15 protein-coding genes are annotated in these 12,587 nt (G+C 60.1%); 9 read left to right on the top strand and 6 right to left on the bottom strand.

The features are described from left to right. Positions 1-816 precede the first annotated feature (816 nt). Positions 817-1,869 (bottom strand): pseudouridine synthase, encoded by a 1,053-nt coding sequence (locus M5J09_RS05025; RefSeq protein ID WP_257157174.1) that lies wholly within the window; start codon positions 1,867-1,869, stop codon positions 817-819. Between M5J09_RS05025 and M5J09_RS05020 the strand changes: the two genes are divergently transcribed. From M5J09_RS05020 to M5J09_RS05005, 4 genes are all read left to right on the top strand, one after another. Then, positions 1,805-1,951 (top strand): hypothetical protein, encoded by a 147-nt coding sequence (locus tag M5J09_RS05020; protein ID WP_168162211.1) that lies wholly within the window; start codon positions 1,805-1,807, stop codon positions 1,949-1,951. The genes M5J09_RS05025 and M5J09_RS05020 overlap by 65 nt on opposite strands. Positions 1,952-1,992: 41 nt before the next feature. Further along, positions 1,993-2,889 (top strand): universal stress protein, encoded by an 897-nt coding sequence (locus M5J09_RS05015; protein WP_042532752.1) that lies wholly within the window; start codon positions 1,993-1,995, stop codon positions 2,887-2,889. 133 nt (positions 2,890-3,022) lie between these two features. Further along, entirely contained in the window at positions 3,023-3,283 is a 261-nt protein-coding gene (locus M5J09_RS05010) for a GlsB/YeaQ/YmgE family stress response membrane protein (RefSeq protein WP_042532750.1), read from the top strand. Positions 3,284-3,351: 68 nt separating this feature from the next. Further along, positions 3,352-3,960 (top strand): TetR/AcrR family transcriptional regulator, encoded by a 609-nt coding sequence (locus M5J09_RS05005; RefSeq protein ID WP_257157173.1) that lies wholly within the window; start codon positions 3,352-3,354, stop codon positions 3,958-3,960. Here M5J09_RS05005 and yidC read toward each other — a convergent pair. Beyond that, the gene (gene yidC, locus M5J09_RS05000; protein ID WP_144792377.1) at positions 3,917-4,903 is read right to left on the bottom strand and encodes a membrane protein insertase YidC; all 987 of its coding nucleotides are present in this window, start codon (positions 4,901-4,903) and stop codon (positions 3,917-3,919) included. The genes M5J09_RS05005 and yidC overlap by 44 nt on opposite strands. A 61-nt stretch (positions 4,904-4,964) precedes the next feature. On the opposite strand from yidC, the gene M5J09_RS04995 reads away from it, so the two are divergent. Together M5J09_RS04995 and M5J09_RS04990 are read left to right on the top strand one after the other, a co-directional pair. Next, positions 4,965-5,732, top strand: a complete 768-nt coding sequence (locus M5J09_RS04995; protein WP_070538095.1) for a class E sortase — start codon at positions 4,965-4,967, stop codon at positions 5,730-5,732. Then, on the top strand, positions 5,732-5,884 hold the full coding sequence (locus tag M5J09_RS04990; RefSeq protein ID WP_042532743.1) for a hypothetical protein: 153 nt from the start codon (positions 5,732-5,734) through the stop codon (positions 5,882-5,884). Before M5J09_RS04995 ends, M5J09_RS04990 begins: the two co-directional genes overlap by 1 nt. Here the strand turns inward: M5J09_RS04990 and M5J09_RS04985 are convergent, their stop codons facing one another. Next, positions 5,885-6,505 (bottom strand): DUF2020 domain-containing protein, encoded by a 621-nt coding sequence (locus M5J09_RS04985; RefSeq protein WP_257157172.1) that lies wholly within the window; start codon positions 6,503-6,505, stop codon positions 5,885-5,887. Between M5J09_RS04985 and M5J09_RS04980 the strand changes: the two genes are divergently transcribed. After that, on the top strand, positions 6,504-7,676 hold the full coding sequence (locus M5J09_RS04980; RefSeq protein ID WP_257157171.1) for a sensor histidine kinase: 1,173 nt from the start codon (positions 6,504-6,506) through the stop codon (positions 7,674-7,676). The two genes, M5J09_RS04985 and M5J09_RS04980, sit on opposite strands and share 2 nt — an antisense overlap. A 36-nt stretch (positions 7,677-7,712) precedes the next feature. Continuing rightward, on the top strand, positions 7,713-8,351 hold the full coding sequence (locus M5J09_RS04975; RefSeq protein WP_042532736.1) for a response regulator transcription factor: 639 nt from the start codon (positions 7,713-7,715) through the stop codon (positions 8,349-8,351). Here M5J09_RS04975 and M5J09_RS04970 read toward each other — a convergent pair. Together M5J09_RS04970 and M5J09_RS04965 are read right to left on the bottom strand one after the other, a co-directional pair. Next, entirely contained in the window at positions 8,348-8,665 is a 318-nt protein-coding gene (locus tag M5J09_RS04970) for an Lsr2 family protein (RefSeq protein WP_042532733.1), read from the bottom strand. The two genes, M5J09_RS04975 and M5J09_RS04970, sit on opposite strands and share 4 nt — an antisense overlap. A gap of 345 nt (positions 8,666-9,010) precedes the next feature. Beyond that, entirely contained in the window at positions 9,011-9,643 is a 633-nt protein-coding gene (locus M5J09_RS04965; protein ID WP_042532731.1) for a DUF6474 family protein, read from the bottom strand. Positions 9,644-9,717: 74 nt separating this feature from the next. On the opposite strand from M5J09_RS04965, the gene M5J09_RS04960 reads away from it, so the two are divergent. Then, positions 9,718-11,154, top strand: a complete 1,437-nt coding sequence (locus M5J09_RS04960; RefSeq protein ID WP_257157170.1) for a TM0106 family RecB-like putative nuclease — start codon at positions 9,718-9,720, stop codon at positions 11,152-11,154. A gap of 134 nt (positions 11,155-11,288) precedes the next feature. On the opposite strand, the gene M5J09_RS04955 is transcribed toward M5J09_RS04960, so the two are convergent. Then, complete coding sequence (locus M5J09_RS04955) at positions 11,289-12,581, bottom strand: copper oxidase (RefSeq protein WP_257157169.1); 1,293 nt, start codon at positions 12,579-12,581, stop codon at positions 11,289-11,291. Positions 12,582-12,587 lie beyond the last annotated feature (6 nt).

Raw genomic sequence — 12,587 nt, 5'->3', positions numbered from 1 at the left:
CACTCGGGATGGTCAGCCCCGTCGACTTCGAAAACCACATTGGTCTAACCACCAGTAGAAAAGAAATAGCTGCCTAACCACTAGGTAGCTCCACTACGTGTCCACGATTTGCGGGCAACCCCATGGGACAGTGAAAGAGAGAACCTTACGCATATTTCCTCCTTGCTTATTGAACTCACTCTGACTGTATCGCAGATACGATAGTTGCACTCGTCTAGAGCCAAACACCTTCCCCAAGGTGTTGAACACGCCATAACCGTTCTTAGTTTCTCTTACTCAGCCACCGAGTGAGGCGTTGTAGGGGGGGCTGTGCCTTTCTGTTGGGGGTTCGTGGGCTTGATTTCGGGCTCGGAGTGGGGGATTTCTTGGGTGGTGGTGAGTTGTTTATTTTGAGTGTTTTCTAATGCGTGAATGGTTGTTTGGAGTGCATTGAAGGTGTCTTGTTTAGCTTGGATGAGTCGATGAGCCTGGTGCCCCGTTGAGCCACAGGCCACCAGGCGGTCAGATCAACATCAACCTCGTTGAAGGAATGAAACACCGCCAACCACCGCGGATGAACCCGAAACTATCCAAACCCCGCCCCAAACGCAGGCAACTGACCATAAACCGCTAGAAGGGAAGTGCCCACAAACACCATAGATTCCGTGTCCAAAAAACACCGGACTCCGTGTCCGAAAACCCTATGGACATAACAAAGCTAGGTTTTGCCGTCCCGGCGGGCGGTGCTTCTACTCCTAGCACGGTTGCGTCCATATTGTGGATTTGAATCGTGCGCCTGAGTGTCGATTCTGAGCGATAGTACTGAGCGCCGTAATACTATTGGCCTAGCAATTTGTGGGTGTGCAACGGTAATTGAGATTTAAAGTGGCGGGTAGTGCCGTTTAGGGGATCTGCGAAAAAGATTTCTGTGGCTGTTAAATGCATGGGAATCCGCATGTCCTCGGCCTCTGCAGGGAAAATGACCGGGTATATGGGGTCACCAATAATGGGGATGGCTGCTTGAAGCATGTGAAGTCTCAGTTGATGTGTCTTGCCCGTGTGGGGTTTGAGGGTGTACTTCGCTAGCTCGGGTAGTGAACCGTGGATGGCTTCGTAGGGGGCCTTGTCCACGGGAGCAACGCCGGCTACTTCGGTGATGGCGTTGACTTCACCGTCGACGATGCGCCCTTGGAGTTCGCCGGGGGTCTTCTCCATGCGGGAGCGCCAGAGGGTGCCGGGGGAGACGTCGGCAAGCGGGGCGATGGCTTCGTAAGTCTTGGTGACGCGGCGCTCGGCAAACAATGTCTGGTAGGCGCCCCGAACGGCGCGGTCCTTGGTGAAGACGAGGATCCCTGAGGTGAGGCGATCGAGGCGGTGCGTGGGGGAGAGCTCGTTATTGCCGGTCTGTCGGCGCAGGCGCACGGTCGCAGTCTCTGTGATGTGCCGGGCCCGGGGCATGGTGGCCATGAAGGGCGGTTTGTCGACGACGAGGAGGTGCTCGTCCTCAAAGAGAATGGGGATGTCATAGGGAACCGGGACCTCCGGCGCAGGGATGCGGTAGAAGTACACCACGGCATTAGTGTCGAGGATGCTGTCAGGGTTAAGGGTCGTTCCGTTTTGAGTCACAACCTCGTTTGCGTTGAAGCGGGCCTGTAAGGCTTGGTCGTTATCGTCGGGATGACGGTGGCGCTGCGAGGTGATGAGACTGCGGACGAAATCCCACGCGGAAATCGGGCCCTCCGGAACACGGGCTTGGGTGGGGTTTAGTCCATCGCGGATGGGAAGTGGGGTTGCGCCACGCCTTTTATGGACTATTCTTTTTCCCATGGATTTTAACTCGATTCTCGCACCCGCCATTGATTTCTTCTCTAATGGTATCGGTGCCGTCATTCGTGACATTGCTGTGGCTCTCTACAACATTCTCTTCCCCGCCAATGCGGATGCTGCGACCGCCCCACAGGCCGGTCAATAGGTATTAGACTGGAGATGTAAGCACGTCGAAAGGAAAAGGTCATGGCCAAGGAAGACATTGTCGTCGTAGCCGTCGATGGTTCGGAAGCGTCGAAGAACGCCGTCCGTTGGGCTGCTAATACTGCAACGAAGCGTGGAATCCCGCTTCGCATCGCATCGAGCTACACGATGCCGCAGTTCCTCTACGCCGAGGGCATGGTCCCTCCGAAGGAGCTTTTCGACGATTTGCAGGCAGAAACCCTGGAAAAGATCGAGGAGGCCCGCGCTGAGGCCCACAGGGTGTCGCCGGAGTTGAAGATTGCCCACACCGTGGCTGAGGGTTCCCCCATTGACATGCTGCTGGAGATGTCCAAGGACGTCACCATGATTGTCATGGGCTCCCGCGGTATGGGCGGCCTGTCCGGCATGGTCATGGGTTCCGTTTCGGCTTCTGTGGTCTCCCACGCTTCGTGCCCAGTTGTGGTTGTCCGTGAGGATAACCAGGTCACCGAGTCCACCAAGTACGGCCCTGTCGTCGTGGGCGTTGACGGTTCTGAGGTTTCCCAGAAGGCCACGGACTACGCCTTCAAGGAGGCTGATGCTCGCGGCGCTGAGCTCATCGCGGTACACACCTGGATGGATATGCAGGTGCAGGCTTCCCTGGCTGGACTTTCCGCCGCCCAGGCCGAGTGGGCAGAGGTCGAGCGCGAGCAGGCAGACCTGCTTACTGAGCGTTTGGCTGAGCACCAGAAGGAATACCCGAATGTGTCGGTTAAGAAGCTCATCGCGCGTGACCGTCCGGTTCGCGCACTAACGGATGCTTCCGAGGGGGCCCAGCTATTGGTCGTCGGTTCCCACGGCCGTGGCGGTTTCAAGGGCATGCTCTTGGGCTCCACCTCTCGCGCGCTGCTGCAGTCTGCGCCGTGCCCAATGATGGTGGTCCGCCCGGACTCCGAGTAACCCTCCTATAACTCCGCAATAACGATTCGGCCGCATCATGCTGTGAATATGATGTGGCCGGGTCGTTCTGTGGTTTTCGGACGTACCATGGTTGATGGAAACAACAAATCATCGAAAAGGAGTTGTGTACACCATGGGACTTGGTCTCGGATTCTTTGGCTCAATCATCGTTGGTATCATCGCCGGCTGGCTCGCAGAGAAGATCATGAAGCGCGATCAGGGACTGTTCACCAACCTCATCGTCGGTGTTATCGGCGGTCTTATTGGTGGTGGACTGCTGGCCCTCTTCAACAAGGATGTGAGCGATAGCTGGTTCCTCATGATTATCACCGCCACAGTCGGTGCCTGTATCCTGCTGTGGATCGTCGGAGCGATTACGGGCCGCAAGAAATAAAATTTCACATACATACCGGTTTGTCTATATTGTGTAGATGAACCGGTTTTGTCATGTGAGGAGAAAAAATGGCCGAAAAGAAGTCGCGCCGCAATCGCCCGAGCCCGCGCAGCCGACTACTTGATTCCGCCACGCGGCTCTTTACCACTGAAGGAATCCGTGTCATTGGAATCGACCGCATTCTGCGCGAGGCTGACGTGGCCAAGGCATCGTTGTACTCCCTTTTCGGCTCCAAGGACGCCCTCGTCATTGCGTACGTTGAGGCGCTTGATGAGCAGTACCGCGCGGACTGGCACCAGCGCACCGAGGAAGTCACGGATGCGGAGAGCAAAATCCTCGCCTTCTTTGACAAAGCCATTGAGGAACAGCCCACGATTGAATACCGCGGCTCGCACTTCCTCAACGCTGCGGGAGAATATCCGCGTCCGGAAACCGATGCGGAACGCGGCATTGTTGCCGCGTGTGTGGAACACCGTTCGTGGATGCACTCCACCATTACGGCACTGCTCAACGCCAAGAATGGTTACCCCTCAGAAGACCAGGCCAGTCAGCTCCTCATCTTCCTTGACGGAGGGCTTGCCGGCGCACGGCTCACTCGTGAGTCGGCTCCGCTGGTAACTGCGAAGCAGCTGGCTATTCAGCTGCTGTCGGCCCCTCCTGCCGATTATTCGATTTAACAATCTTCTTGGCCTCAGCCAGGATTTTGGCATGGCGTTTTCGGGCCGCCGCGGATGCTTCCTTCTGCTCGGGGTTCGCCTTAAAGCGCTCCTTTGCAGCTTTCTTCTTCCTCTTCTTTTCCTTTGTGCGCCACCGCTTAATGCTTTCTCGTCGCTGCTCATGCACGGCCTCGGGAAGCGGGTAGCGCTTGCGTAGGATCGCCTCGTAAACCAGAGTCTGGAGCAGCGTGAAGAGGTAGGAGCAGCCCCAGTAAAAGATGATGGTCACGGGAATCGGGCCGTGCCAGGCTACGGTCCACAGCATCCACGGGATGATGACCACCATGATCGCCATCAGCCAGAGCAAACGGCGCGGGATCTTCTCATCGAAGAGCGTGGTGAGGTAACCGCGGTACAGCGTGATGAGCGTATTCAGAGAGGTAAAAGTAAGCGCGGCGATGAGCATCGGCAGCACAAGGTCGTGATGCTCACGGGCGAAATCCGTGAGGGGCACGCCGAAGATGGTGGAGGCGCGGAAGGAGGAGACGTTGTCAAGCGTCAGCATCCCCACCGGCTCGTTGGCGGAGCCGGATACCCGGAGGACAACCTGGTAGAGGCCGATAAAAGCAGGGACGATAATGAAGGACGGGAAGCACCCCAACATGGGATTGTGGCGGAAGCGTTCCTTGAGTTCGCGCTGCTGGGTGTAGAGCTCGACAGCTTGGTCAACCTCCGTGACCTCGCGGAGCTGGGCGTTGAGCTCCGTCATCTCAGGCCGCATGAGGGCACCGATGCGGCCTTGTTTCACAGCGAGCCAGTTCAACGGCGCGATGATTCCGCGCACCGTCACCACCAGGAAGACGATGGTGAGGATCCAGGCCAGTGAACCATCCAGGAAGGAAGCAAAAAGCAGGTGCCACAGTTTCATGATTCCGGAGACCGGGTACATGAATAACTCGAGCATCGTGGACTCCTCTTCGTCCTGAGTGGGGTACCTATACGGTACAGGGGCTAGTGTAGGAACCATGCCACAGCCCACGACGCGCAGAAAGACAACGGTGAGCTCCGTCATTGGTGAGCTTATGCTCACCGTCGGCGTGCTGCTCTTGCTCTTTGCGCTTTATGAGTCTTATTGGACCAATATTGAGTCCGGTCACCTGCAGGAAGAAGCCAACGAGACCCTGCAGGAGGAGTGGCGCAACCCGCGCGGCCAGGGGCACGCGCCCAAGCTGGGTGAAGCCTTCGCGCGTCTTTATATCCCAGCGTTCGGTTCGGACTTTGCCTTCGCCGTGCTGGAGGGCACCAACGAGGATGATCTCCTGCGTGGGCCAGGGCGCTATCCGGACACGCAGATGCCTGGTGAGAAGGGGAATTTCGCCGTGGCAGGCCACCGCGTGGGGAAAGGCGCGCCGTTCAATGACCTGGGCAATCTTCGCACCTGTGACGCCATTGTCATCGAGACGTTCACGGAGTGGGTTACGTACCGCGTGCTGCCCATTGACGGGTCTCCGGCGGATTGTCTCCGCCCTGAGCAGCGCGAGAAGCCGGAATACCAGCAGATTCAAGGCCGCCACATCACCCTTCCTGGTGATGTCAGCGTGCTGCAGCCCATCCCCGGAACACCGCCGGAAGCTGGGATCGAGGCCAGCGAGGGCTTGCTGACCCTCACCACATGCCACCCGCAGTTCTCCAACGCGGAGCGCATGATTATCCACGCCATGGAGACCGACCGCGAGCCCAAGTCTTCTGGCTCGGATGACAACCACCGCCCCGCCGTCCTGGAGGAGAACTAATGTACCGCGCCCTGTGGAACCTGTTGCCCGGCCCCACTGCCGTTAAGGCCGTGCTGGCGGTAGCTCTGCTTATCGCTGTGTTTTTCTTGCTCATGGAGGTTGTTTTTCCGTGGGTATCGGCGATGATGCCGTACAACGACGTTGCGGTGTAGCTAGAGCCCCAAGCGGGAGATGGCCTCCTGCGCGATGAGTTGCGGCTTGAGTGTCTGCAACTGGTTCGACCACACGAGAACCGCGTGGGTATCTTTCTGCACGGCGAAGACAGAGTGCTCCTCAAACACGCCGCGCCCACCGGACCAACCGTCGAATTCAGCCAGCTCCGTTTCATTAATTGGGGCAGCGGCGTCAACGACGGCGCGCGCCTCGTCCACGCTGGGCATCTCGCGCACAATGACGGTGGCTTGGGGTTCCTCCGGGTAAGACCAGAACACGCAGGCAGGGGTGCCAAAGCGCTTGTCGACGCCCCACCGCGTCATCCTCTGCCCATTCGTATCCGCTACCCATTGGGTGTCCAGGTAGGGACAGTCTTCCCAGTCGGTCACCTCGGCAGAGGCAGTGATGGGGAGGCCGTCGCCGGTGACTGTAGGGGAGTCGGGCGCGTCATCGGTGGCGTCGTCCGTAGTTGCTCCCGTCGCCCCTGTCGCCCCCGTCGCCGCAGTGGGGGCGCTGGGCGGTGTCGCTTCCGTGGGCCGATCACCGTCTGTGCAGCCGGTGGTGACAAGGCTGATACCGATCAGACAGGCAGCGAGGCGGGGCAGTAGGCTGTGGCGCATGACCTCCACACTAGACCACCGTTCGGTTGACTCGGATGCGTTGCGCAACGGTATTCACATCCTGACCGCAACGCTTCTGGTGGTGGCCATCCTCACCACCGTGCGTTTGCCGCTGTGGCAGGGCGTACTTAACCTGCTGCTGCTCGTGTCCTTCGCCGTGGTCTACTTTGGTGGCTCGGCCTACTTAGAGGCACTGCCGCGCATCGCCCGCTATGGCTGGCTCGCCATCCTCACGGTGTTGTGGCTGGCGGATATGGTGGTGGCGCCGGCGGCCATCTACCTGGTCTTCTCCCTGTACTTTGTGTACCTCTACGTGCTGGAGATGATCCCCGGCATTGTGTGTGTCCTCGTGGCCACGGTGGCGGCGGTGCTCGTGCAGGTGCCAGGCGGGTTGACCTTTGGCGGCATCATGGGGCCGGCGGTCTCGGCGCTCGTCACCATCGCGATTTCCTATGCCTTCAGTGCCCTGAACAGGATGAACCGTGAGCTTATGGAAACCCGCTCCCAGCTAGCAGAGTCCGAGCGTGAAGCGGGCATGACGGCGGAGCGCCAGCGCATCGCTCATGAAATCCACGACACCCTGGCCCAGGGCCTGTCCTCGATCCAAATGCTCCTGCATGCCGCCGACCGTGACCTGGACTCAGAAAACATCCCCAAAGCCCACGAACGAATCGAACTTGCGCGTCGCACCGCCGCGGATAACCTGCACGAGGCCCGCGCGATGATCGCTGCTCTCCAGCCGGCGGCTCTCTCGGAGACTTCCCTTGGGGCAGCGCTGGGCCGCATGGCGGAGAACTTCGCCGCCACCGGTGACGTGGAGGTCATGGTGGACGTCGAGGGCGAGCCACAGCAGCTGCCCATGAAGGTGGAGGCGGCGCTGTTGCGGATTGCGCAGGGCGCGGTGGGGAACGTCGTCAAGCATGCTCACGCGACTAAGGCCCGGGTGACCGTCACGTATGAGCCGGACGAGGTGCGCGTGGACGTGGTTGATAACGGGCAGGGCTTCGATGTGGAAGCCGTGGAGAATAGACCGGCCGGATTAGGCCATATTGGGCTCAGTGCCATGAGCCGCCGCGCGGAGGAGCTTGGCGGTGACGTCGTGATTGAATCCACACCAGGGACGGGCACGGCGGTCTCAGTTAGTGTGCCCTTAAATAACGATGTAGATTAAGAATTTGACCGGACCGTACCAATGAGGAGGAAGCCCGTGATTAGGGTCTTGCTTGCCGATGACCACGAGATCGTGCGCCTGGGCTTACGCTCTGTGCTCGAGGGCGCTGAGGACATCGAGGTGGTGGGCGAGGTCGCCACGGCTGAAGCCGCGGTCTCCGCTGCGCAAGCAGGTGGTATCGACGTCCTCCTCATGGACCTGCGCTTTGGTGCGGGCATTGAAGGTACCCGCGTTATGGGTGGCGCGGAAGCCACCGCCGCCATCCGCTACTCCATGGATAACCCGCCCAAGGTCCTCGTGGTGACGAACTATGACACGGACGCCGACATCCTCGGGGCTATTGAATCCGGTGCCGTGGGCTACCTGCTCAAGGACGCGCCACCCGCCGAGCTCCTCGCAGCGGTACGCTCCGCGGCAGAGGGTGACTCGGCACTCTCACCCGTGGTGGCGGACAAGCTCATGACGCGAGTGCGCACCCCGCGCACCTCCCTCACCCCGCGCGAGCTTGAGGTGCTCAAGCTGGTTGCCGCGGGTTCCTCGAACCGCGAGATCGGTGTGGAGCTCATGCTGTCCGAGGCAACCGTGAAATCCCATCTCGTCCACATCTACGACAAGTTGGGCGTGCGCTCGCGCACTTCTGCTGTGGCGGCTGCCCGCGAGCAGGGCGTTCTTTAAAGATTGTTGGCGTCGCGGTAGGCCAAAATAACGTCATTGCGAATCTTGCCGCGCTCTGCCACGTCGTAGCCGTGCTTGGCTGCCCATTCGCGAACATCAGACGGCTTGTAGCGGCGAGTTTCCGTCTTTACTGGGTGGCGTGCCGCCTTGACAAAAGGCTCCAAAGCGGCATGAAACTTGTCTGCATTTTCGCGGGAAACATCCAAGAGGTAGTCCTTGCCATCAACGCTGAAACGGATGACGGTAAGTTCTTCCTCAGTAAGCGGGCTATTGTCAAGGTCATCAAAGAACTGCGTTACTTCACGGCGTGCCATGGTTCTCCATTCAGTAGTGTCCCAGCCCTGTGCGCTGGGTTAGAAGAGCACTTTTACATAGTAGTTACTTTTTGAGGTGTGGTTTTAAAACCGGTTATCCTCGTCACCGACTATATCTCAGAAATAGGGTTGGCGAGGTCTCATAACCTTAAAGTAATAGGGGAGTTTGGGAAAACGGTGTGGAATTCCCTGGGTGGATCGCTGGCGTTTGCAATACTGATTGAATGCTGTGGTTCTGCATTTAAAATCCACGTTTAAAGGTTAAGGGTGGCGGGCTCCAAAAGCATCGGAAATGCAGAAAAGCCGCGACCCAGGGAAGGCCGCGGCTACAGGGGACGCTGGAGTTTAGGCGCGCAGCTTGGCCTGGATATCGGCGTTGATGGAGTCAATCTCGCCGGAGATCGAGCGGTGTGCGCGCTGGCGCTGCTGCTCGGTCATGTACTCGGCGTTATCAATTGCTGCATCAAGCTCGTTGAGGCGCTCCTTGACGTCACGCTTGAAGCCCGCCGGCACGTTGGCGTCCTTGAGGGAGTTGCGCACGCCGGCGGTGCGTGCCTTGAGCGGCGCGCCGTGGCCAGCGAAGGACGCGAGCTGGTCGGCGGACACGCCGGCCTTCTGTGCGCGCTTATTCTCGATTTCGCGCTGGGCTGCGGTAATTCCACGGTAGATAAGCGGCAGCAACAGCGGAGCAGCGGTGCGCAGGGCACCGGCGTAGCGCTTGACGTTGTTCTTGTTAAATCGGCCTTCTTTAATACGTTCGAGTTCCTTTTGGGCCATCTTGTACTCGTGCTTGCGGCGCTTCTTCAGGCCCTTTTCCTCGGACTTGATGAGGGCCTTCTCTTGCTTGGCTAGCAGCTTCTGTTGACGGTGCTTGGCCTTGTCGGCGGCCTTGACCTCGGCCTTGGCGCGGGTCTTAGCAGCCTTGACCTCAGCGCGCGCCTCACGGCGGGCCTTGCGGATCTTCTTGATCAAGCTCATTGAAACGTCCTTTATTTTTCATCGGTAGGGTCTCGCTACAACTTTAGCAAGGTGGTCTACTAAGCTCACCTGGTGTGAAAGATGTGCTCGTCGCCACGGACCTCGTGGGCTGCCGCTATCGCCTCGTGCAGCGCCGCGCACATCCGGATACCCCGCGCACCCCAACGGGCCAGGCTCGGGCCGAGCGTCACGCCGCGGCCATTGAGGCCGCCCTTGCCCTGATTCCGCGCACAGGGCCCGGGCGCTTTCGTCGCATTGACCTTGAGGGCACAGATTTTGAGCGGGCCATGGCCACGCTTGAGGCGCTCGCGTACGGCTATACCCACATTACGAATGCGGTCTTTTCCACCGACGAGTGGATGGTTCGCGTGGAGCTGCTCGTCCGCGATGGTGAAAACTACAGCCCCGTCATCGTGTCTGACCACCGCGTGGCCCGGCCGAATGAGAATGGTCGAACTCTCGTGGTTCCCACGCACCGCCTGGGGCTGAGCGAGCCTTTGCCGGCGAAATACAAGGTCAAACATCATGCCATTGATGGTTATCGTTTGGCTCTCGCCGCCCGTGGCCTCGAGGAGGTGGGCTTGAACTCTGGGCGCGGCGCCACGATTGGACAGGATCGCAGCCAGGCTTTTGTTGCGGAGACTGCACATTATCCCGTCGATGCTGCACTGGCCCAGCCCCTTCCGGAGGGCCCGCGCCGCGTCAAGGAGTGTGCCTCCTGCCGCTTCTGGCACCTGTGTCAGCCGGAGCTTGAGGCTCGGGATGACATCTCACTTTTCCTTCCGGGTGACCGCGCGAATCCTTATCGTGAGCGCGGAATCACAACGGTGCAGGCGCTTATCGACGCCTCCCTCGGCACCCCCTCCGCCCTCGCCGCCGCCTGGCGCGACGGCATTCCGCTGCTACGCCGCAGTACAATCAGCGTTCCCCGCGCGGACGTGGAGGTGGACGTCGATATGGAGGCTTACCTTGACCAAGGTGCCTACCTGTGGGGCGCGCGCCTCAATGGCGAGTACATCCCGTTCGTGACTTGGGAGCCGCTGGGCGGCCGTGCCGAGGCAGAGAACTTCGCGGAATTCTGGGAGTGGCTCATGGGCGTGCGTGCCCAGGCCCACACGGAGGGCAAGACCTTCGCCGCGTATTGCTATTCCGCGCACGGCGAAAACCACTGGATGCGCCGCTCCGCGCAGCGCTTCCGGCATCCTGTCCTGGAGGAGGTGGAGGAGTTCATTTCCTCGGAGGAGTGGGTGGACATGTTTGTTCACGTCAAGCGCAGTTTCGCGGGCACGGCTGGCCTCAGCCTCAAGACCGTGGCCCCCGTTGCGGGGTTTGAGTGGCCGGAGGAATTCGACGGCGAGGAATCCGTTAATGCCCGCCGCGCTGCCCTTGCCGGTGACGCGTATGCCCGCGAGCAAATCCTGCGCTACAACGCCGGTGATGTCACCGCCACCTCTGTGGTCCGCGAGTGGATGTCTGCCGGCGCGCCGGGCGTCCCGCCGTTGGGTTCCTAACCACCTCGTTCCATTTCCCCAGACCTGGGCCCCCATACTCCCAGGTCGGGGTTTCCTGTGTCACGCGCGCTTGGCGACGCCCACCTGCACGTTTCGGGTTGCAGGTCTGGGGGCTTGGGGAAGGGGTAGAGGGCCTAGAGGACGAAACTGAGAGCGCCGACGAGGACGAGGACGCCAAGGGCAATCAACGCTTGGTTCCAATCCGTGGCCGTCGCGGGGGCAGGGCCCTCGGCCTTCTTCTGGAGCACAGCCTTTTGCGCCTTGACCGCGCGGGCGGTGAGGACCGGGAGAAGCGCCATGGAACCGAGGCTGAGCAGGGAGGCTATGACCATGGTGAGGGAGCTGGACGTGGCCAGCCACAGCGCCAAACCGCCATTGATGAAGACGGAGCGCCCAATCCCCCAGCGGTTATATTCCTGCAGGCCAGCCCGGACCGCGGAGGGACCGCCGCCCATCGTCGTGGGCATAAGATAGCTCATCACACCAACAAGGAGTTGGGCGGCAAAGCCAACGACGAGCGCGAGCATAGGAATCTTCGGTTCGTCGGTGAAGAAGTGCTGCGCGGTGTAGTAGGTGAGGCCGCCAACTAGCCACAAAGCGGCGAAGAGTGCAGAAAGTGCCGGGAACGTAACGCGCCCGCGTGGTTCCTCGGCCACAGTGAGGACGTTGACCAGCCAGCCTTCCAGGCTTGCTAGCCAGCCTAAGCAGTAGATGATGAGGCCAACCTCAGGGATATTCCACACCGAGCCGATGAGGGTGGCGATAACGCCCAGGCTCAACAGCGCAAAGCTTAAGTTCATGCGTGGGTTCACGCCCTTGGTCCGCCAGATGGACGGGAACAAGATGGTCAGTGATCCCGCCGCGGCTAGGCCCACGAAGCCACCCACATTGGCGGTGACGTGCGCGATGAGCAGACGCGGGTGAGCAGGGTAGACAGCCAGCAGTGCGCCAAGGACGGCGCCGACGGCGAGGAAGAACGCCGAGGCCACGTAAGCGGCGACGACTGGCCGGAAGCGCTTGGACTCTGCTTGGCGCCACAGGCCGAAGAGCGTTGCGCCGTGCCAGAGCACCGCAGCGCCGACGAGCGTGGCGCCAATCTGAGTCAGTATCCAGTGTTTATTCCAGGCTTGCACGAGCAGCTGGCCTAGAAGAACCACGATGACGCCTGCGTTGAGCAGGTAGATGCGTGCGAGCTGCCGTGGTCGCGCCGAGTCAGGAAGTCGCAGCTGCACGAATTTCTCCGTGAGGTGCTGGGACCACACGACGATGCTGTTCGTCAGGATGCCGAGCGTGAAGAGGTGGATGAGCACCCAGCGGTAATTGGGGATGAGGATGTGAGACGCGCCGGCGACGAGAAAGACCATCATCCAGATGCTGACCGGGCGGGATGCTTTTCGATGCCACGTGCGGGGCGACCACTTATCCATAAAACC

The organism is Corynebacterium sp. BF-R-2 (assembly GCF_024586525.1).
Classification (GTDB): domain Bacteria; phylum Actinomycetota; class Actinomycetes; order Mycobacteriales; family Mycobacteriaceae; genus Corynebacterium; species Corynebacterium singulare.
The sequence above is the reverse complement of the archived record's forward strand: the minus strand, read 5'-3'. Positions and strand labels throughout refer to the sequence as shown.